Here is a 19,400-nt window from a genome sequence, read left to right as displayed (position 1 = left end):
GTCAACATGCGCCATTTCGCCGTCGAACGAGTCTGCACCATCGAACGCATCGTCGCCGCTGCCCTGCTTGTCGCGGTCGGCGCCTGCGCGACACCGCACCCGGGCAGCATGGCCGAGGCGTATCGCGACCCGTACGAGAAGACCAATCGCAAGCTGTATGCGATCAACAAGAAGCTCGATCACTATGCGCTGCTCCCCGCGGCGCATGTGTATCGCGCGGTCGTTCCCGGCGCGGCGCGCCACGGCGTGACCAACGGGTTCAACAATCTCGGCGAACCGGTGTCGTTCATCAACGCGGTGCTCCAGGGCAAGATCAAGCAGGCGTTCCGCACCGTCGACCGCTTCATGCTCAACACGGTGCTGGGGGTCGGCGGGCTCGCCGACGTCGCGACCGATCTTGGTCGTCCCGAGGAAAAAGAGGATTTCGGCCAGACATTCGCCGTGTGGGGGATCAAGTCGGGTCCGTACCTGATGCTTCCGTTCTTCGGCCCATCGACGCTGCGCGACGGCGTCGGGCTTGGTGTCGAGTTCGCGGTCGATCCGGTGCCGTATATCCGCAACGCCGTGATCGACTGGAAATTCTATTACTCGGTCGCCGAGTTCGGGCTGAAGGCGGTCGACCTGCGGTCGCAGCTGATCGACGCCGGTGCCGACGGGCTGCTCGCGGGCAGCCTCGACGAATATGCGACGGTGCGGTCGGCGTATCTCCAGCATCGCCAGTCGCAGATCTACGACGGCAATCCGCCCGACGAGGACGATATGACCCCAGCCGATGCGCCGCTCGCGCCAGGCGGCACGCGCCAGCCGGACTCGTCGACGCCGCAGCCCCCGTCGGCGGTGCCGACGACCCCGGTGCCGAGCGCGACCGACCAGCCGACGGCGGCCGACAAGCCCGCGGGCGACGCGACAACGCCGCCTGCCGCGACTTCAGCCGACGCGCCCAAGGCGCCGTGATCCGCCTCGCTGCCCTCGCGGGATTGCTTGCGCTCGCAGCGTGCAACAAGGCTCCCGACCCGGCGGCGAGCGCGAGCGCGCGCGATATCGACGCCGGAATGCGCAAGGCGGTCGACGATACCGATGCGGCACGCAGCGAGGCGACGACGCCTGCGCGACCCCTCGCCGCACCGGAACCAACGTCGAAGTGATCGGGTTGTGCGGCTGATTGCCAGCAACCGAGGATAAATTAATGCGCACCGCCATCAGCATCGTCGCCATCGCCGCCGCACTCAGCCTCGGCGCGTGCGGCAAGAAGGCCGACGACGCGACGACGACGACGACATCATCGACCGCGACCGATACGGCAGCCAGCGGCAGCGCGATGGGCAGCACCGGGACCGCGGACACGTCGACCACTGCCGGAAACGGCGCCGCGGCAACCGGCGGTGACGTCAGCGGCGGTGCAGCCGGTTCGACCCCGTCGAGCGGTGCGACCGACGCGGGTTCGGGCGCAACGACGACCGCCGGCAGCTCGGGTAGCAGCATGGCGGGCGGCAGTGTCGGAACCACCCCGGCGAACAGCGCCGGCAGCGAGACCCCGGCACCCGCTTCGCGTTAAGCGCCAGTCGGATACGGAAAGGCCGCGGCGTTCGCCGCGGCCTTTTTCGTATCCGCTGCAGACCATCGTCTCGGCGAACGAAAAAGGGCCGCGGTTCGCACCGCGGCCCTTCGTCCGTTCAGCGGTTGGGGTGGACTAGAAGTCCATCCCGCCCATGCCGCCCATTCCGCCGCCGCCCATGCCGCCGCCCATTCCGCCCGACTTGTCGTCGGCCGGCTGGTCGGTGATCGCAGCTTCGGTGGTGATCAGCAGCGAGGCAACCGACGCCGCATCCTGAAGCGCGGTGCGGACGACCTTGGTCGGGTCGATCACGCCGCTGACCAGCAGGTTCTCGTAGGTGTCGGTCTGCGCGTTGAAGCCGATGTTCTGATCGTCGCCATCGAGCAGCTTGCCCGAAATCACCGCGCCGTCATGCCCGGCATTCTGGGCGATCTGGCGAACCGGCGCGAACAGCGCCTTGCGGATGATGTCGATGCCGCGGGTCTGGTCGTCGTTGGCACCCTTCATGCCCTCGAGCGCCTTCGTCGCGTAGAGCAGCGCGGTGCCGCCACCGGGGACAACGCCTTCTTCGACCGCAGCGCGGGTCGCGTGGAGGGCGTCGTCGACGCGGTCCTTGCGCTCCTTGACTTCGACTTCGGTCGAGCCGCCGACCTTGAGAACGGCGACGCCGCCCGCAAGCTTGGCGAGACGCTCCTGGAGCTTCTCCTTGTCGTAGTCCGAGGTCGTGATCTCGATCTGCGCACGGATCTGCTCGACGCGGCCCTTGATCGCTTCGGCATCACCCGCGCCGTCGATGACGGTCGAATTGTCCTTGTCGATCGTGACGCGCTTGGCCTGACCGAGCATCGCCAGCGTGACGTTCTCGAGCTTGATGCCGAGGTCTTCCGAGATCATCTGACCGGCGGTCAGGATCGCGATGTCCTCGAGCATCGCCTTGCGGCGATCACCGAAGCCGGGAGCCTTGACGGCAGCAACCTTGAGGCCGCCGCGCAGCTTGTTGACGACGAGCGTGGCCAGAGCCTCGCCCTCGACGTCCTCGGCGATGATCAGAAGCGGACGCGACGACTGGACGACGGCCTCGAGGACCGGGAGCAGCGCCTGCAGGTTCGATAGCTTCTTCTCGTGGATGAGGATGTACGGGTTGTCGAGTTCGACCGTCATCTTCTCGGGGTTGGTGATGAAGTACGGGCTGAGGTAGCCGCGGTCGAACTGCATGCCTTCGACGACATCGAGCTCGGAGGCCATACCCTTGGCTTCCTCGACGGTGATGACGCCTTCCTTGCCGACCTTTTCCATCGCCTTGGCGATCATCTCGCCGATTTCGGTCTCGCCGTTTGCCGAGATCGTACCGACCTGGGCGATTTCGGCGGTGCCGGCGACATCCTTCGAGCGCGCCTTGAGGTCGGCGACGACGGCGGTAACCGCCATGTCGATGCCGCGCTTGAGGTCCATCGGGTTCATGCCGGCCGAGACCGACTTCATGCCCTCGCGAACGATCGCCTGAGCGAGGACGGTCGCGGTGGTGGTGCCGTCACCGGCCTTGTCGTTGGTCTTCGAAGCGACTTCACGGACCATCTGCGCGCCGAGGTTCTCGAAGCGGTCCTTGAGCTCGATTTCCTTGGCGACGGTGACGCCGTCCTTGGTGATGCGCGGGGCGCCGAAGCTCTTTTCGATGACGACGTTGCGGCCCTTGGGACCGAGCGTCACCTTCACTGCATCGGCGAGAATGTCGACGCCGCGGAGAATGCGTTCACGAGCGTCGCGCGAAAAGCGGACATCTTTCGCTGCCATGTGATTATTCCTTAGCTGATTGAATGGATTGGACTGCGAAGCTCGGGATCGGAATTAACCGATGATCCCTAAGATATCGCTTTCCTTCATGATGAGCAGGTCTTCGCCGTCGACCTTGACCTCGGTGCCCGACCACTTGCCGAACAGGATCTTGTCGCCGGCCTTGACGTCCATCGGCGTGATGCCGCCGTCGTCGCGACGGCCACCGGAACCGGCGGAGACGACTTCACCTTCCTGGGGCTTTTCCTTGGCGGTGTCGGGAATGATGATCCCGCCCGCGGTCTTTTCCTCGGCTTCGATACGACGGACGAGCACGCGATCGTGCAGCGGCGTGAACTTCATGAGGGTCTCACCTTCAACGGATGAATGGGCTCGCTGGCACTCACCATAAGCGAGTGCTAACGCCGGACGCATATGGTCGTGGGGCTCACGATCGTCAACCTTCGTCCATGTTAAGTTCTTGTGTCGCGCCCCGGTTGTACGGTCTCGCCTCGTCCCGCTATAGCTGCGCCACGGTTCGTCCAAGGTGATCCTTCGAATGACTTTCGTCCGCGGTGCGTGGCGCTTCCTCGTCGGGGTCAAGGACCTTGGCGTCCTGATCCTGCTGTTGATTCTCGCGCTCGCCATATGGGCGGCGTTCCACACCCGTACAGCGAGCATTCCCAACGGCAGCGCGCTGGTCCTCGACCTTGACGGCCCGGTTGTCGACCAGTCGAGCGAGCGGTCGCCGTTCGCCGCGGTCACCGGCGGCCCGACCGGCGGCAACGAGATCGAAGTGCGTGACGTCGTCCGCTCGATCGATGCTGCGCGAACCGATGGCCGGATCAAGCTGATCGTCCTCCAGCTCGACACCTTCATCGGCGCGGGCGAGGCCAACCTCCAGTCGATCGCGGCGGCGTTGCAGAACTTCAAGCGCAGCGGCAAGCCGGTCTACGCCTATGCCACCGCCTACACCGATGCGAGCTACTACCTTGCGGCGCAGGCGAACCACGCGTGGATCAACCCGCTCGGCGGCGTCCTGCTGACCGGTCCCGGCGGCACCAACCTGTATTTCAAGAAGGCGCTCGACAAGCTCGATGTCGACATCAACGTGTTCCGCGTCGGCAAGTACAAGTCGTTCGTCGAGCCGTTCACCCGCACCGAAGCCTCGCCCGAGGCCAAGGCTGCCGAGCAGGCGCTGGTCGACGGGTTGTGGAAGACCTACACCGCCGACGTCCACGCCGCGCGTCCCAACGTCGACGTCACCGCCGCCTTCGCCAACCTGCCCGCGCGGATCAAGGCGGCGAACGGTGACTTCGCCAAGGAAGCGCTCGACGCCCACCTGATCGACCAGATCGGCACCCGCGTTGCCTTTGGCCAGACGATCGCCAAGCTCGTCGGCACCGGCGACGACAAGCAGCCGGGCGCGTTCAACGGCGTCAGGCTCGACACCTACGCCAACGCGACCAAGCCGAACCGCAGCGGCCCGGCGGTGGGCATCGTCTATATTGCCGGCAACATCGTCGACGGCGAGGCCGGAGCCGGCACCGCTGGCGGCGACACGATCGCCAAGCTAGTCGCCAAGGCGTTGACCAACAGCGACATCAAGGCGCTCGTCGTCCGCATCGACTCGCCCGGCGGATCGGTCCTCGCGTCCGAACGCATCCGCGAGGCGCTGGCGCAGGCGACGGCGAAGGGCCTGCCGGTCATCGCCTCGATGGGCCCGGTTGCGGCATCTGGCGGCTATTGGGTCTCGACCGCCGCGTCACAGGTCTTCGCCCAGCCGTCGACGATCACCGGCTCGATCGGCGTATTCGCGGTCATCCCGACCTTCAACCGCGCGCTCGACAAGCTCGGCATCACCACTGATGCGACGAAGTCGACCCCGTACACTGGTGACCCCGATATCCTGCGCGGGCTGACTCCCGACAGCGCGACGATCCTCCAGGCGTCGATCGACGACGTCTATCGTCGTTTCACCGGGCTCGTCGCCACCGCGCGGCATTTGCCGATCGCCCGCGTCGACGAGATCGCACAGGGCCGGGTGTGGACCGGGGCCGACGCGCTCAACCTCAAGCTCGTCGACCATCTCGGCGGCCTCGACGCGGCGGTCGCGGCGGCGGGCCGCGCGGCAAAGCTCGGCGATACGCCGCGGACGATCGACGTCGAGAAGACGCCGTCGCTGCTATTCCAGCTCGTCGGCCAGTCGCTCGGGCTCGGTGGCGGCGACGACGACCAGGCGCGCGCCCGCGACCCGTTCGCCAAGATCGCCGCGGCGAGCCGCGCACGGATCTTCGGCGCGATCGGCGAAGCGGCGGCGATCGCGGGTGGATCGACGATCCAGGCGCATTGCCTCGACTGTTCAACCCTCGCCCCGCCCCGCCCCGCCAACATCGCCCGCAGCGCCGACTGGCTCGCCACGGCTAGCGCCGCTATCCGCTAAGCACCGCGACTCTAAACCCATTCAGGGGGACGCCGAATGACCAAGACCGTGATCGACCGCCGGACAATGCTGCTTGCGGGCGGTGCGACCGTTGCCGCTGCTGCCCTGCCGCAGGCGGCATGGGCCGCTGTCGCGGGTGATGCCGGCGACAAGCTTGCGCGCGAACTCGATGTCTTCGCCGACGAGATCCTCGCGCTCGCCCCCGAGATGGCGACCGGCCTTGGTGTCGACAACGGCGCGCGGATCGCCCTCAAGTCCGAACTCAGCGATATCTCACCCGCCGCCAACGCGCGCTGGGCCGCGCAGGCGGTGGCAATGAAGCGGCGGCTCGGCGCGATCGACCGGAGCCGTCTCGACGAAGCGGCCAAGATCCGCCTCGACACGGTCATGTATTCGTCCGAGCGCGCGATCGACGGGACGAAATTCGCTTATGGCGGCGGCGCCAAGTCGGGCTTCCTCGGTGGCGCGCAGCCGTACGCAATCTCGCAGCAAGATGGCGCGCTGAGCAGCGTTCCCGAATTCCTCGACTCGCAGCACATCGTCAAGACCCGCGCCGACGCCGAGGCGTATCTCGCGCGCGTCTCGGCGTTCGCCAAGCAGCTCGACGGCGAAACCGACAAGATTGCGCGCAACGCCGCTATCGGGGTCATTCCGCCAAGCTTTGTCGCGTCGAACGTCATCGGCCAGCAGCGCGGCTTTCGCGCCACCCCGGCGGCGAGCCAGCGGCTTGTCGCGTCGCTCGCCACCCGCGCCAAGGCCGCCGGAATCGACGGCGACTGGGCGGGACGTTGCACCGCGATCGTCGAGCGCGAGGTCTACCCTGCCCTCGACCGCCAGATCGCCGCCTTCGCCAAGTCGACCGCGCACGCCCCCGACGTCGGCAGCATCCAGCGCCTGCCCGACGGCGACGCTTTCTACCGCTACGCACTTCGCCTCGGCACGACGACCGAGCTGTCCCCCGCCGAAATCCACCGCACCGGGCTCGAGCAGAACAAGATGCTCCAGTCGCGCATGGATTCGATCCTGAAGTCGCAGGGCATGACGCAAGGCAGCGTCGGCGCACGCGTCGCCGCGCTCAATACCGATCCGCGCTTCGCATTTCCCGACAATGCCGAAGGGCGCGCGGCGATCATCGCTTATTGTAACGAGCGGCTGGCGAAGATCCGCAAGCTGCTGCCGGAGATGTCGAACCTCGGACTTCGCGCCGACGTCATGGTCAAGCAGGTCCCGGCCGACATTCAGGACGGCGCGGCGCTCGGTTACATGAACCCCGCCGCGCTCGATGGGTCGCGCCCGGCGATCTATTACATCAATTTGAAATCGACCGCGTTGTGGCCGAAGTACCAGCTGTCGACGCTGACCGCGCACGAGGGCGTCCCCGGCCACGGCTTCCAGTTCGCCTATCTCGCCGAGGCGAAGGTCAAGCCGCCGCTGATCACGTCGCTGACCGGGTTCAACGCCTTCGTCGAAGGCTGGGCGCTGTACGCCGAACAGCTCGTCGACGAGCTCGGTCTGTATGCCGACGACCCGTTCGGCCAGCTCGGCTACCTCCAGGCGCAGCAGTTCCGCGCGTGCCGGCTTGTCGTCGACACCGGGCTGCACTCGATGCGCTGGACGCGCGAACAGGCGGTCGTCTTCCTGACGAGCGAGACCGGCAAGGGCAAGCAAGCGATGACGAGCGAGGTCGACCGCTACTGCGTCGCTCCCGGACAGGCGTGTGGCTACAAGATCGGCCACAACGAGATCCTGCGCCTGCGGGCGAAGGCGAAGGCAGCGCTCGGACCGAAGTTCACGCTCGCCGGGTTCGACGACGCGGTGGTGATGACCGGCGGCGTTCCGCTGACCGTGCTCGCGACGGCGATCGACAGCTATATCGCGGCGGCGCGAGGCTGAGCGAAAACGGCGAGCATATGCGTGCTCGCCGTATCGTCGGGGTGCCGGTCGCGGAGCGCCGTTGTGCGGGGTGGCGTGCGCGTGGCGGTGCGCGCGGGTTTTAGAACGCGTTACGCGGCAGGATGACAGCGACGACGGTGCGGCAGAGGACGTAGAAGTCGAACCAGATCGACCAGTTCTCGATATAATAAAGGTCGTGTTCAAAGCGCTTTATGAGCTTTTCCTCAGTGTCGGTCTGACCCCGCCAACCACACACCTGCGCCCATCCGGTAATCCCCGGCTTGACCTTGTGCCGCGCCGCATACGACGACAACACGTCCGAAAACAACCGTCCCCCCGCCCGAGTAGAAGCCGCATGCGGCCGCGGCCCAACGACCGACATGTCGCCGCCAAGAACGTTCATCAACTGCGGCAGCTCGTCCAGGCTCGTCCGGCGGAGCAGCGCGCCGACGCGGGTAACGCGCGAATCACGACGGCTTGCTTGAACAATCTCAGTATCTTGTGCTCGATTGTGGTGCATCGTCCGGAATTTGTAGACGCGGAACGGACGGTTGTTGAATCCTTCGCGGGCCTGGCGGAAAAACACAGGGCCGGGTGAATCAAGTCGGATCGCCAGCGCGATCAGCAGCATCGGCAGTCCGAGGACGGCGAGCGAGAGGACGGCGAGAACGCGATCCTCGGCCGCCTTCACCCACGCATCAACGCCTGAGATCGGACGCTCGAACAGCGTCATCACCGGCATGTCGCCGAGCAGCACGACCGGGCGGCGCGCAAAAACGAAGCTGGCAAGGTCGGGCGCAAGCCGAATACGAACCGGGGTCAAGGCGAGACGCCCGACGACCGCCTGCAGCCGCGCCTCGGCGGACCAGGGAAGTGCGACGATGACCTGATCGATGCCACCGCCCCGTATTGCCGCCATCAACGCCGTAAGGTTGCCATGAACAGGAATCCCGTGGTGCGACGTCGGCACACGCCCATCGAGCCGATCATCGTAGAAACCAACAAGCGTGATCGTCAATTTGTCGGTTGTCAGAATGTAGTTCGCCAACCGCGCGCCCTGCGGCCCCGCTCCGAAGATCGCGACGCGCTGGTTGAAGATGCCCTGGCGCTTGAGCCGCCGAACCCAGATCGTCATCGCCAGCCGGCTCGAAAGCAGAAGGGCGCCGCCGGTCATAAACCAGCCGAATGCCCATTCGCGCGATACCTGATCGGACGCCTTGAGCAAGAAGCCGAGTGTGACGAGGAATAATGTCGTCGTCACCCACGCGGTTGCGACGCGTTGCCATGCTTGTCGCAACGAGAATTGCGCCTCGATATCATAGCTGCCGACGGTTTCAGCGAGGACCGCGAACGCCACCGCGGCAACGAATACGATCCGCGAATAGACCGGCCCGGACTCGACGGTTGGCGGCATGAGCACCGAACTGGCGATCATCCCTGAGATGATGACAAGCGCGAATTCAACCGTTCTGACGGTCAGAATCACCGCGTCGAGCGGGATCGCGGTCTTGCCGCTGGGTGCCGCGACCACAGTCCTTGGATTCAATTCGTTCAAACCGTCGCCCCGAACTTACGCCAACGACGGCCACGGCAGGGCATCATGCCAAACCGCATCGATCCATGATTTGTTTTGTCAACCAATGGCTGTAGCCTCGATACTGGGTAGTAGTGTACCGACGCTTAAGTGGCGCGGGATTGTTTTGGGGAGTATCGATGCAGACCGTTTACGATTGGTCGACAATGATCGTCTTTGCAGGACTGGTCGTTCTTTTTCTGCAGCGATCGCAGGGTGAGGCCCGCGACCAGCTGTGGCATTATCTCGTCGCCGCAGTCGGTTGTGCAGCGACGAATTATATCGGTAACGAAGGGTACGACCTCGTCGCGATTGCCGCCGGCGGTGCCACCCTCGCATTTATCTTCGTGGTGCTTCGCCCGCTCGACGGTTTCCACGGCTAGACGCCCAGCCGAGACAGCTCGGCAGCAAGCGTCGGTCCGATCAGAATGGCACGGTCCGCAGGCTTGACCCCGAGCACCAGCGCACGACCGAATTCGGTCAATGCCTTGAATGTCTCGGGGGTTGGCTCTGCAACCGTCGACAAACGAACGAGGATACCGTCCGGAATAATCCCAGCAAGCTGCTCTCGGAACCGCATCGTCCGCTGTTCATGCTTATCGGTCGGGAGATAGTCGCCAATCCTCGTCCAGTAGGCGATCGGTTCGACCCGGTTTTCCGTCGAGGCGGTCAACTCGCGGAGCGGGATCGCAACCTTGGGCGCGACCGGGAGGGCCGTCCGAGTAGAGTTCGATATCTGGAAGCCGACCGCGGCGTAGCAGGTCTCCGGCCGGTGAAGCTGGAGCAGGTCGCTTTGTAAATTGCCGTAGGCGAGCACCATCATGATCGGGAGCTGGTTCGGCGCGACATACAGGCGGGTGACGGTGTCGCTGTACAGCCGGTCGGCAAGACTGCCCGGAGTTTTGGGGAGCACGAATGCACTTGAGGGTGTCATGCGCCACGCGCCAAACGATTCCGGGATGATCGAGTCGAGCTTACGACCGTGGAGTAGTTCGACATGGTGCCGCGGGGTCAGCGCCGCCGCGCCGGCCGCCGCCAGCAGCATGCCGCCGCCGAGCAAGATATCGCGCCGATCGATCATCGCGCTTTCTCGAGCCACGTCCGGACCGGGCTAAGCAACGCGTCGATAAGGAAGATGAACAGCAATGCCGAAGTGAAAGTGACCATGCCGGCAAATTTGTGCAAAAACCCCTGCGCGACGGCGTCACCAAAATAATAAGTCAGCAGGACGAGCGCCGCGACCCGGATGCAGTTCGCCAAGATCGCGATCGGCAGGACGAGAATGAGCAGCAGCACCGAATAGCGCCAATTGGTGTTGCGCATGACGTAGACATAGAACAGGCCGATCGCGGTCAAGCTGATCAACGAATTCAGTCCGGCGCATGCGTCCTCGACGAGCAACTGATACTGCGCGACGTAAATCGTGACCCCGACCCGTGCGACCGGATAGCCAAAGCTGCCGAGGACGCTGGTGACCGATTGCGAAACGATCGCCTTGAGCGGCTGCGTCGCCGTATCGAGTACCGAGCCCGGGATCGGGATCATGAACGCGAGATACACGATCGGAAACCACATCAATCGCAGGACGGCGGCACCGAGGAAGCTGTAGGCGACCGCGCCGTAAGCGAGCAGCATCGACGCGACTTCGACACTGATGAAGTCGAACGCGCGGCCAAACGTATAGCCGATCACCGCGACAGCCATCGCTGCGACTGCGATGCCGAGCGATCCCGGCTGAGCCGCGGCACGAATTTCCGCACTGCGCCGAACGATCAGCCAGATACCGGTGGCGAGGACGAGCGGGCCATGGACGCCGGCCTCGGTCGACCACGGTCCGACGCCAAGGCTGGCGATCGTCGGCAGGAATAGCGCCGTTGCTCCGACGAACAGAAGCGCATGGACCGACAAAAGCCGCGGCCAGTCGATCGTTCGCCGGCCGTGATCAGCAATCGTCGCCACGTTCAAAATTCGCTCAGAACCGAACCGACGACCGAACTGCGCGCCGCGGCGAGCTGCCCGGCCAAGGTCGCGACATCCCCGACGAAGGTCTTGTCGCGTCGCGCGACGATGACCGCATAGCCGATCACCGAAGAAATCGTCAGGGCGTCGGCACAGCTGTTCGCCGCCGGCGTGTCGAACAGCGCGATGTCATACTCGCGAAGGAGCATGTTCATGCCGTCGCGAAACCGCGTGCTCGACAGCAATTCTTGAGGCCGTGACACCGGCGGTCCCGCAGTGATGACCGAGAGATTGGGCAGCACATTGGCATGGATGACGCGCTCGGGACGCGACACTTGCAGCGACAGATAGCTCGACAGGCCGGGACCATTTGCAGCCAAGCCGAAGATTTGGTCGATCCGCGGCGATCGCAGATTGCTATCGACGAGCAGGGTTTTCGTCCCAACCTGCGACAGCGCCGCGGCGAGGTTGGCGACAAGATAACTGCAGCCGACGCCGTCGACCGGTGCAACGAATGCCATTGCCCGACGGCCCGGCTTGATATGCTGGGCGATCACCTGCGTCCGCAACAGCCTGATCGATTCGGCCTTGGCGCTGACCGGGTCGCTGAGCACGACAAGCTCGTCGGACACGCCGCGCCGGACATCCTCCTGGAGGGCGAGGCTGTTAACCAGCTGATCACGCGCGCGATCGAGTTCCTCGGCGCCGATGAAACCAAGCTGGAGCGCCGCCTGGTCGAAATCGACACCCTGCGCCGCCTGATGCTCCGCAACCCGCGTCGCCTCATCGTCGGTAAGTAGCCCAAGACGCAGGAGAGCGTCGCGGATCGGCGCATCGGCACCGATCCGTCCATCACTGACCGTCGTCGCCAAGCTCGTCGGGATGGTATTCATCGGGCGGGTGACAATCCAGTCGCTGGCGGCGTTTCGCTGCCGATATGGAAGAAACGAAGGACTCGCTGCCCGAACGTCATCCGGATCGGACCCGCGATGACCGCCAGTACAGCGACCTTCGACGCACGGGCTAGATCCTCCGGACCGCGAATTCGCCGCGAGAGCAGTTCTGTCGCAATCGCCAATATGATGCCGAGGCCCAATCCGCCGGCCGCCCCAAGGGCCAGGATCAGCGGCTTGTTCGGAAACGCAGGAACGCCACTGACGACCGCGTCGCCGAGCGAAACCAGCCCGGTTTCCGAAACATCGGCCTCGAGCTTGAGATCGGCGGCGCGCTGTGCCGCTTTCTCGTACTGCGATCGGCGAAGGTCGACTTCGCGCTGGAGCTGGGCCAGCTGGTCGAGCTGCGGCTTGAGCGCCAGGACCTTCGCCTTTTGCGCCGTCACTTCAGCCTCGAGGCGTGACGCGTTGCCTTGGCTCGCCGAGGCGCTGCTGCCACCCTGCGAACGTGCCAGCGCGGTCTCACGCGCGAGCTGCTGCTGCAGGACCTTACGGCGTTCCGCGAGCGCGATGTAAGTCGGATGCGATGTCCCAAGCTTCTGGCTCGCCGTCGCCAGCGAATCCTCGACCCCGTTGAGCTGCGCCTTGATCGAGGTCACCGGAACGCTCTGATCGGCCCGGATGTCCTTGTTGCTATCGACCATGCCCGCAGCGGTGCGCGCAGACAGCATCGCGCTCTGCATCGCTTCGAGCTTCATTGTTTCGGAATCAGCGCCTCCGGGCGCCATGACGATCCCGTTTTCACGTTCGTAAGCCGACTTCTTGGCTTCGGCACTGGCCAGCGCCTGCTGCGCCTTTTGTGCCTGATCGACGTACCAATCCGCCGAACGGCCTGCAGCGTCGGTGCGGAAACGGAGGCTGGCATCGATGTACGCCGACCGCAGTGCGCTGACGACGGTACGCGCAATGATCGGATTACCCGCCGTGTACGTGATCTCAAGGATATTGCTTCCCTGGACCAGTTCGGCATCGGTGCCCTCAATAATACCGCGCGCCTTGTACCGCCTGAAGTCCTCGGTGCCGTTCGAGTTCTTCTGGTAGTCCTCGACCATCAGCGGGTTGCGTTCCCAGCCCAGCTTGTCGACGACATCACCGGCCACCCGGTAGTCGGTGATCAATTCGATCTGCGTCCGGGTATACCCGCGCACGAAGCTCGACGCGATGACCTGTCCCGACACCGGATCAGGCTTGATCACGTCCATCAGGATACGTGCAGTCGCCGGATAGCGCGGCTTCAGGATGAAGCACAGCGCGAGAGCCGACGCCAATCCCACGAACAAGGTGATGACTATGATCATCCGGCGCGCCATCAAGATGCGCAGGAATTGGGCGATACTCATCCGACGCTACTCCTGCGCGCGATAATCGACCGATGTTAAAACAACCGCTCCTTGACGATATAAACATCACCCTTGCGTACGGGCTCGTCGATCGCAGCCTTCACTTCCTTACCACCACCCCGGATCAATGCAACTTTGCGTTCCGACCCTGATGAAGTTACGCCGCCGGCGATCGCCAGCGCCTCACGAAGGGTCATGTTCGGCGTGATCGCGAAAGAACCCGGGTGGGCAATCTGGCCGTAGACGAAAAACGTATCCGCGTCGGGGACGAACAACGTGTCGCCCGGCGCGAGAATCAGGTTCTTGTCGGGACTGCCACGCACAAGCGCTTCGGTCTCAAGCCGGATTTCCTTGCTGTCGTTGGCGCGGCGCAGATAGATGTACGACGCGCCCTGCTCACGCAGCCAGCCGGATTTGAGGAGCATCTCGAGCACGGTATACTGCTTGTCGAGCGGATAGACGCCCGGGGTCGCGACCTTGCCCGCGACGTTCACGGTCTTCGACACATAGGCGCTGACCTCGACGTTGACGAACGGGTCCTTGAAATAGCCGCCCTTGACGAGCTTTTCCTTGATCGTGTCGGCGAGCTGGAGCTGCGTCGCGCCCTCTGCCTTGACGGTGCCGATCAACGGCATGACGATCGTCCCGTCGGCCTTGATCCGTGTGGTCACGCCGGCATCGGGCTGGCCATAGACCTGGACCGCGATCGTGTCGTTTGGCCCGAGGACGTATCCGTTATCCCTCGCCACAACCGGCGCATCCTTCGCCAATGCCGGCGCGCTCGCGGTCAACCACGCAGCGATGAGAGCGAGGCACAAGAGCAATAGGCGACGCATGTTCGGCTCCTTGAGACTAGACATGAACCGAGAGTGTGAGACTGACCCGGGTGCTGTCGTAGTTATACAGTCTTGGATTGGACGAGCGGAATATTTCGCTGACCTGAACGGCAATATCGTAGAGCGGCCTCGGCGCGTAATTCATACCGACCCCGACAATCTTCGACGTGTCGCTCACTCGCGCTATTTCTCCCGGTATCGTGAAGGGCTGCTTATAGTTGTTGGCAGTTAACCCCACATTAGCGTGCGTCGAAATTGTGTTGCTCACGTCGTAGGTAGCAGACAGCTGGAACGCATCGACGACCCGGAACAGCGCGCCGGACGACGAACTCGACAGCACGCTCCGCGATCCGACCGCCGCGAAGCTCAGCCGCGGCGAGGGATGATAGTTCAGACTGACGTCGTAAGCGGGCGCGCTATACGGGGACTGCCCGCCTTCGGGCCGCGCGGTGAGGTAAGACAAGCCGATCGATCCGCTCAATTTCGCGCCGATCGGGCGGGAATAGGTCAGCCCGGCACGGTATGTCTTGACCCCGGTGTTGAGACCAACCGGGGAGATGGTCGAGCCGAGCGGGATCAACCGGTTGGGGTAGTCGATCGTCGAATAGCTGCCGTTGATCTGCAGCTGGCCAGGCCGAAAAACGCCGAGGCCGGCATACAGCGAGTAGACCATCGAATTGCTATTTGCGAAGCTGCGCAGCTGCGATCCGTTATCGATCGTCGAACGGACCACACCGCCGCCGAACGACAGCCGTCCGCCCGGCGATCCGCAATTCGCATTCGCGCCGTAGGTCGCGAATATCTGGCGATTGTCGATCAATCGGCCGACGTCGTCGGGCGGGCCATCCACGATCACTGGCAACGTTGGGTCGAGCGGTATCGTCGAGAGATTGTTCGACGAATAAATCCCGTTCTGCCGGCTGCTATAGTTGCCGTTGACGACGGCGGTGCAACGCGAGCCGATGCTCTGGTTCAAAACACCACCGGCACCAAATCGATTGCGATCGAGATAGTGATTATATTGGAAGAAATCGTGGCCGACGAGACCGGTCAGCGCGATCGTTCCACGCCCTAGCCGGTGATTATAGTCCAGCACACCCGCGGGCGAATAGCGGATGTCGTCACTGTGCGAGTTCGTAGCGCTCAGACTACGCAGCTGATTGCTGTCGTAGAGCACCTCGCCCGTCGCCGTCGCCGACAGGCCAGCTGGAGCCGACAAGGCATCCGCGAGCGCTGGCGTCGCGACAAGAACGGCACCAACCGCGGTGAGCAGCCCAACGCTGTATCTCAAGCTAAAACTCCTGCGACAGTCCATCCACCCGCCGTTCCGGTAGCAGTGCCGCGCCCTACCCGCAACTGCCTCACGATCACCATCCGGGCTTGCACTCCACCGGACAATTTGCGCAAGGAAGGGAAATTACCGGACGTTGTTAAAGTAGTGGTGGCATAGACGGCACGCTGCGGCCCGGCACGGTATCCGGGCTACCGGCGCGGGAGTTAAGACGGACATGGCAACTCTTTTTAAACGCTGGACGCGCGGCGCGGCGCCTGAAGCGGAACTGTCGTCCGCTGCTTTTGCCGACGCGGCAGCACGTCAGCGTCCAGCCTTCCTCGACGCTTTATGGCTCGACGATGCGGCGCCGGTCCGCGAGTCAGACCTTCCGCGGTTCTCCGCCATGGCATCCGATGACGTCGAGGGTGTCGGCGAGGAGCCCACGCTTGCCCGGGCGCGGCTCGCGCTGCGCGATACGCTCGGCGCATCGCAGCCGGTGACCACACGCGACCGCTTTTCAGGCCGGCACGATGCGCTGACCCAGCTGATCGCGGCGATTGAGCAGCAGCGCGTTCATGTTGTCGTGTACGGCGAGCGCGGGATCGGCAAGACCAGCCTCGCGCACGTCTTTGCCGACACCGCACGCGAGGCGCGCTATATCGTCCTGTACGGCAGCTGCGGGACCGACGGGCGTTTCGACGAGATTTTTCGGGCGTTCGCCGCGAAGATTCCGATGCTTTACCATCGCAGCGTTCTGCCGACGACGGTCGAGGTCGAGCAGGCGCTCAATTTCGACAGCCTGCTGCCGGCGGGCCCGTTCGGCCCGCGCGAAGTCAGCGACCTGTTCTCCGATGTCGTCGGTACACGGGTCATTTTGATCCTCGACGAGTATGACCGGATCGCCGATCCGCACTTCCGCCGGGATGTTGCCGAACTGATCAAGAACCTCTCGGATCGGGCAGCGCGGGTGCAGCTCGTCGTGACCGGGGTCGCGTCGAACCTCGATGAGCTGATTGGCTTCGCGCCGTCGATCCGCCGTAACATCATCGGTCTGCCGATGCGTCCGCTCAATCTCGGCGAGGTCGCCGAGATCCTTCACCTCGGGCAGGATGCGGCAGGGCTTTATTTCACCGATGCCGCCGTTCAGATGATTTCGACGATGGCGAACGGATCGCCGTATCTCGTCCGGTTGCTCGGCCATCGCGCCGGGATAGCCGCGCTCGACCAGCGTCGCACGCAGATCGATCCGGCGCACGCCAAGCTCGCGGTCGAGCGCGTCCTGACTGAATGGAACGCGACGCTTCCCCGCCGCATCCAATCGCTGCTCGCCCGCGAAGAGGCGCGTGCGCAGTGGCCGCTGCTCGTCGCGGCGGCCGAAGCCGGAACGTATTCCGACGGCTGGTTCGTCGCCGCGGATGTCGCGGCCGAGATGCCGGGCGGCCCCAGTCCGGCGTCAATCGAAAGCGAACTGCGCAAACTTGCGACTGCGCATGAACTGCTCGAGAGTGAGGTCGTCGGCCCCGAGACGCGGTTCCGTTATCGTTTTCCGGGGGTTGCCTCGCTATTGTTGATGTCGGCGTCGCTGGCGCGGCTCGACGTCTAAGAGATCGGCTGGCGTCGCCCTATTGCAGTGCACCATAGCCCCGACTAGAGCGTTGCGGCGACGCATCGATAGGATGACATGACCGACGCTGGCCCATTCTGCGTGATCAGTGTCGGGGATTGTCTGCCGCTGGCGTTGGGCGCCGGACGCTGGGTTTTGGCATGATCGACGGCCCCTCCCCGCGGCTCGGTGTCGTGCTGGTCAACTGGAACCGTTGGTCTGATACGATCGAGTGCCTCGAAACATTACTCCGTTCGACGATCCCGCTGCGGATCGTGGTTGTCGACAATGCGTCGAGCGACGGGTCGTCCGACCGCATCGCCGAGTGGGCGGCAGGCGCGACCCCCGCGAGGGCGCTGTCCCCGGTGTTTGCCGACATGTCGCAACCGGGATGGCCCAAGCCGATCGTTTTGCGCCGCCTCGACGCCGGGACAGCAGCTACGGCGACCCCCGACACCTCAACCATCACGCTGATCGATGCGGGCGGCAATCTTGGCTTTGCCGGCGGCAACAATGTCGGACTGCGGTTCCTGTTTCGCGCTTCCCCGATTCGTCACGTCTGGCTGCTCAATAACGATACGGTCGTCGAGCCTGATGCGGCGATGGCGCTGCTCGCCCGGATGGAGGCAACGCACAAGATCGGCATGTGCGGCACGATCGTCCGCTATTATCATCGCCCCGATGTCGTCCAGGCGCTCAACGGCAGCCGCTTCAACCTGTTCACCGGGCAATCGCGGGGCATCGGCGAGGGCCAGCCGGGGTCGATGCCGTTCGATCCGGCGAAGGTCGCGCGCGAAACCGATTTCGTCCTCGGCGCGTCGCTCGGGGTTTCACGCGCTTTTTTCGAAACCGTCGGGCCGATGACCGAGGATTATTTCCTCTACTTTGAGGAGATTGACTGGGCGGCGCGCAACGCCGGCCGCTTCGCGATCGCCTTCGCCCATGGCGCAGTCGTCTACCATAAGGAGGGCGGATCGATCGGGTCGAGCGCGGTCAAGGGACGGCGGAGCGACGCATCGGACTATTATCTGCTGAGGTCGCGGCTCGGCTTTATCCGACGGCGAGCATTGTGGCTGCTCCCGCTCCACTGGCTCCTCGCGCTTGGCCAGATCGCACGGCGACTCTTGCGCTTGCAGCCGAAAAAGGCATTGGTCCTGTTGCGCGCCCTGCTAGGGCTGCAAATGAAAACCATTTCGAGGGGTTGAGGATGTCGATGAGCGGAAAAACGCGGATTGCGGCAAGTTTGGCGATCGTTGCGCTCGTTGCGGGCTGTAACCGGGGCGGCGAAACGCCCAAGGGCCAGGTCGTCGCGACGGTCAATGGTGACGACATCACGATCCACGAGCTGAACTCGGAACTCTCGCTCGCCCGTCCGCCCGCCGACGTTCCCCGCAAGACCGTCGAGCAGGTCGTCCTCGCGCGCGTCATCGAGCGCAAGATGCTCGCCGACGTCGCCCGCGAGCGCCAGCTCGACAAGAACCCGAACTTCATTCTCGCGCAGCGTCGCGTCGACGACGGCTTGCTCGTCCAGGCGCTGCAGAGCGACATCGCAAAAAAGGTACCCGTCCCGACGCGCGAAGCCGCCGAGAAGTATATCGAAGCGCACCCTGACCAGTTCGGTCAGCGCAAGCTATATACGATCGACCAGATCCAGTTCCTGCGTCCCGCCAACATCGCGTCGATCGGGCTCGAGCCCGCCAAGACGATGAGCGACGTCGCCGACGTGCTGACCAAGAACAAGATCGAATTCCGCCGCAATAACGCCGGGATCGATGCGCTCCAGGTCAACCCCGCGCTCGTCGCCGAAATCGGCAAGATCCTCGCGCGCAACCCTAACGAAGTCTTCATGTTTGCCGACCAGCCGCAGGGCGCACCGGCACCGATCATGTACGTCAACAAGGTCACCGACGTGAAGGTCCAGCCGTTCACCGGCGAGCCCGCCATCACCTTCGCGCAGCAGGTCTTGCAGCGCGAGAATATCCAGAAGGCGCTGGTCGACAACCTCGCGACCTTCAAGAAGGCGTCGGATCCGAAGATCAAGTACGCTGCCGGCTATGGTCCGCCGCCGGCACCCAAGGCCGTAGCAGCCCCGGTCACCGGCACCGGGTCGGTTCCCGCCGCCCCGGCACCCGCGCCGGCGTCTTAATCAGCCCATGGCGGGGCAACAAACCCCGCCAACGCGGAGTGTCGTTTTGGACCTTG

At 64.2% G+C, this 19,400-nt stretch carries 18 protein-coding genes; 9 read left to right on the top strand and 9 right to left on the bottom strand.

What is annotated here, in order from left to right:
• The first annotated feature begins 6 nt into the window (after positions 1–6).
• Genes KTC28_RS13620 through KTC28_RS13610 form a run of 3 tightly spaced genes read left to right on the top strand, consistent with a single transcriptional unit; the run spans position 7 to position 1,555 of the window.
• The gene (locus tag KTC28_RS13620; RefSeq protein ID WP_216707683.1) at positions 7–954 is read left to right on the top strand and encodes an MlaA family lipoprotein; all 948 of its coding nucleotides are present in this window, start codon (positions 7–9) and stop codon (positions 952–954) included.
• On the top strand, positions 951–1,145 hold the full coding sequence (locus KTC28_RS13615; protein WP_216707682.1) for a hypothetical protein: 195 nt from the start codon (positions 951–953) through the stop codon (positions 1,143–1,145). The genes KTC28_RS13620 and KTC28_RS13615 overlap by 4 nt, the downstream gene beginning before the upstream one ends.
• A 41-nt stretch (positions 1,146–1,186) precedes the next feature.
• Positions 1,187–1,555 carry a hypothetical protein gene (locus tag KTC28_RS13610; protein ID WP_216707681.1) on the top strand — a complete coding sequence of 123 codons (369 nt, stop codon included), beginning with the start codon at positions 1,187–1,189 and terminating at the stop codon, positions 1,553–1,555.
• A gap of 135 nt (positions 1,556–1,690) precedes the next feature.
• Here KTC28_RS13610 and groL read toward each other — a convergent pair whose 3' ends face one another.
• Together groL and groES are read right to left on the bottom strand one after the other, a co-directional pair.
• Positions 1,691–3,346 (bottom strand): chaperonin GroEL, encoded by a 1,656-nt coding sequence (gene groL / locus KTC28_RS13605; protein ID WP_216707680.1) that lies wholly within the window; start codon positions 3,344–3,346, stop codon positions 1,691–1,693.
• 54 nt (positions 3,347–3,400) lie between these two features.
• A complete protein-coding gene (groES, locus tag KTC28_RS13600) occupies positions 3,401–3,688 on the bottom strand; it encodes a co-chaperone GroES (protein ID WP_216707679.1) in 288 nt (95 codons plus the stop codon).
• Between the two features lie 196 nt (positions 3,689–3,884).
• Between groES and sppA the strand changes: the two genes are divergently transcribed.
• A complete protein-coding gene (gene sppA, locus KTC28_RS13595) occupies positions 3,885–5,768 on the top strand; it encodes a signal peptide peptidase SppA (RefSeq protein ID WP_216707678.1) in 1,884 nt (627 codons plus the stop codon).
• A gap of 36 nt (positions 5,769–5,804) precedes the next feature.
• The gene (locus tag KTC28_RS13590; RefSeq protein WP_216707677.1) at positions 5,805–7,661 is read left to right on the top strand and encodes a DUF885 domain-containing protein; all 1,857 of its coding nucleotides are present in this window, start codon (positions 5,805–5,807) and stop codon (positions 7,659–7,661) included.
• A gap of 100 nt (positions 7,662–7,761) precedes the next feature.
• Here the strand turns inward: KTC28_RS13590 and KTC28_RS13585 are convergent, their stop codons facing one another.
• A complete protein-coding gene (locus KTC28_RS13585; RefSeq protein ID WP_216707676.1) occupies positions 7,762–9,216 on the bottom strand; it encodes an undecaprenyl-phosphate glucose phosphotransferase in 1,455 nt (484 codons plus the stop codon).
• A 158-nt stretch (positions 9,217–9,374) separates the two neighbouring features.
• Here KTC28_RS13585 and KTC28_RS13580 point away from each other — a divergent pair, with 158 nt between their 5' ends.
• Positions 9,375–9,617: an XrtV sorting system accessory protein gene (locus KTC28_RS13580; protein WP_216707675.1), complete on the top strand. Its 243-nt coding sequence runs from the start codon at positions 9,375–9,377 to the stop codon at positions 9,615–9,617.
• Here the strand turns inward: KTC28_RS13580 and epsI are convergent.
• From epsI to KTC28_RS13550, 6 genes are read right to left on the bottom strand one after another with little or no spacing between them, the layout of a single operon-like run.
• Positions 9,614–10,315, bottom strand: coding sequence for an exosortase-associated protein EpsI, V-type (gene epsI, locus KTC28_RS13575; RefSeq protein WP_216707674.1), 702 nt, complete (start codon positions 10,313–10,315; stop codon positions 9,614–9,616). The genes KTC28_RS13580 and epsI overlap by 4 nt on opposite strands.
• On the bottom strand, positions 10,312–11,193 hold the full coding sequence (gene xrtV, locus KTC28_RS13570; protein WP_255602027.1) for an exosortase V: 882 nt from the start codon (positions 11,191–11,193) through the stop codon (positions 10,312–10,314). The genes epsI and xrtV overlap by 4 nt, the downstream gene beginning before the upstream one ends.
• Before the next feature lie 2 nt (positions 11,194–11,195).
• On the bottom strand, positions 11,196–12,086 hold the full coding sequence (locus KTC28_RS13565; RefSeq protein ID WP_216707673.1) for a protein tyrosine kinase: 891 nt from the start codon (positions 12,084–12,086) through the stop codon (positions 11,196–11,198).
• Complete coding sequence (locus tag KTC28_RS13560) at positions 12,083–13,486, bottom strand: GumC family protein (RefSeq protein ID WP_216707672.1); 1,404 nt, start codon at positions 13,484–13,486, stop codon at positions 12,083–12,085. Before KTC28_RS13560 ends, KTC28_RS13565 begins: the two co-directional genes overlap by 4 nt.
• 35 nt (positions 13,487–13,521) lie before the next feature.
• Positions 13,522–14,322, bottom strand: coding sequence for a polysaccharide biosynthesis/export family protein (locus tag KTC28_RS13555; RefSeq protein WP_216707671.1), 801 nt, complete (start codon positions 14,320–14,322; stop codon positions 13,522–13,524).
• A gap of 16 nt (positions 14,323–14,338) precedes the next feature.
• Positions 14,339–15,613 (bottom strand): outer membrane beta-barrel protein, encoded by a 1,275-nt coding sequence (locus tag KTC28_RS13550; protein ID WP_216707670.1) that lies wholly within the window; start codon positions 15,611–15,613, stop codon positions 14,339–14,341.
• A gap of 217 nt (positions 15,614–15,830) precedes the next feature.
• On the opposite strand from KTC28_RS13550, the gene KTC28_RS13545 reads away from it, so the two are divergent.
• The 3 genes from KTC28_RS13545 to KTC28_RS13535 all read left to right on the top strand — a co-directional run bounded on the left by KTC28_RS13545 (position 15,831) and on the right by KTC28_RS13535 (position 19,344).
• A complete protein-coding gene (locus KTC28_RS13545; RefSeq protein ID WP_216707669.1) occupies positions 15,831–17,198 on the top strand; it encodes an ATP-binding protein in 1,368 nt (455 codons plus the stop codon).
• Between the two features lie 161 nt (positions 17,199–17,359).
• Positions 17,360–18,403 (top strand): glycosyltransferase family 2 protein, encoded by a 1,044-nt coding sequence (locus KTC28_RS13540; protein ID WP_216707668.1) that lies wholly within the window; start codon positions 17,360–17,362, stop codon positions 18,401–18,403.
• A gap of 8 nt (positions 18,404–18,411) precedes the next feature.
• Entirely contained in the window at positions 18,412–19,344 is a 933-nt protein-coding gene (locus KTC28_RS13535) for a hypothetical protein (protein ID WP_216707667.1), read from the top strand.
• The last annotated feature ends 56 nt before the right edge of the window (positions 19,345–19,400 follow it).

Origin of the sequence: Polymorphobacter megasporae (assembly GCF_018982885.2) — a bacterium.
GTDB lineage: Bacteria > Pseudomonadota > Alphaproteobacteria > Sphingomonadales > Sphingomonadaceae > Polymorphobacter_B > Polymorphobacter_B megasporae.
Note: the sequence above shows the minus strand (reverse complement) of the source record. Positions and strands in the feature narration are given on the sequence as shown.

Bases quoted from the DNA above. Each gene is read 5' to 3' on its own strand.
- sppA (WP_216707678.1), top strand. From the start codon at position 3,885: ATGACTTTCGTCCGCGGTGCGTGGCGCTTCCTCGTCGGGGTCAAGGAC.
- KTC28_RS13580 (WP_216707675.1), top strand. From the start codon at position 9,375: ATGCAGACCGTTTACGATTGGTCGACAATGATCGTCTTTGCAGGACTG.
- KTC28_RS13545 (WP_216707669.1), top strand. From the start codon at position 15,831: ATGGCAACTCTTTTTAAACGCTGGACGCGCGGCGCGGCGCCTGAAGCG.
- KTC28_RS13535 (WP_216707667.1), top strand. From the start codon at position 18,412: ATGAGCGGAAAAACGCGGATTGCGGCAAGTTTGGCGATCGTTGCGCTC.
- groES (WP_216707679.1), bottom strand. From the start codon at position 3,688: ATGAAGTTCACGCCGCTGCACGATCGCGTGCTCGTCCGTCGTATCGAA.
- epsI (WP_216707674.1), bottom strand. From the start codon at position 10,315: ATGATCGATCGGCGCGATATCTTGCTCGGCGGCGGCATGCTGCTGGCG.
- KTC28_RS13610 (WP_216707681.1), top strand. From the start codon at position 1,187: ATGCGCACCGCCATCAGCATCGTCGCCATCGCCGCCGCACTCAGCCTC.
- groL (WP_216707680.1), bottom strand. From the start codon at position 3,346: ATGGCAGCGAAAGATGTCCGCTTTTCGCGCGACGCTCGTGAACGCATT.
- KTC28_RS13560 (WP_216707672.1), bottom strand. From the start codon at position 13,486: ATGAGTATCGCCCAATTCCTGCGCATCTTGATGGCGCGCCGGATGATC.
- KTC28_RS13620 (WP_216707683.1), top strand. From the start codon at position 7: ATGCGCCATTTCGCCGTCGAACGAGTCTGCACCATCGAACGCATCGTC.
- KTC28_RS13555 (WP_216707671.1), bottom strand. From the start codon at position 14,322: ATGCGTCGCCTATTGCTCTTGTGCCTCGCTCTCATCGCTGCGTGGTTG.
- KTC28_RS13565 (WP_216707673.1), bottom strand. From the start codon at position 12,086: ATGAATACCATCCCGACGAGCTTGGCGACGACGGTCAGTGATGGACGG.
- KTC28_RS13590 (WP_216707677.1), top strand. From the start codon at position 5,805: ATGACCAAGACCGTGATCGACCGCCGGACAATGCTGCTTGCGGGCGGT.
- KTC28_RS13540 (WP_216707668.1), top strand. From the start codon at position 17,360: ATGATCGACGGCCCCTCCCCGCGGCTCGGTGTCGTGCTGGTCAACTGG.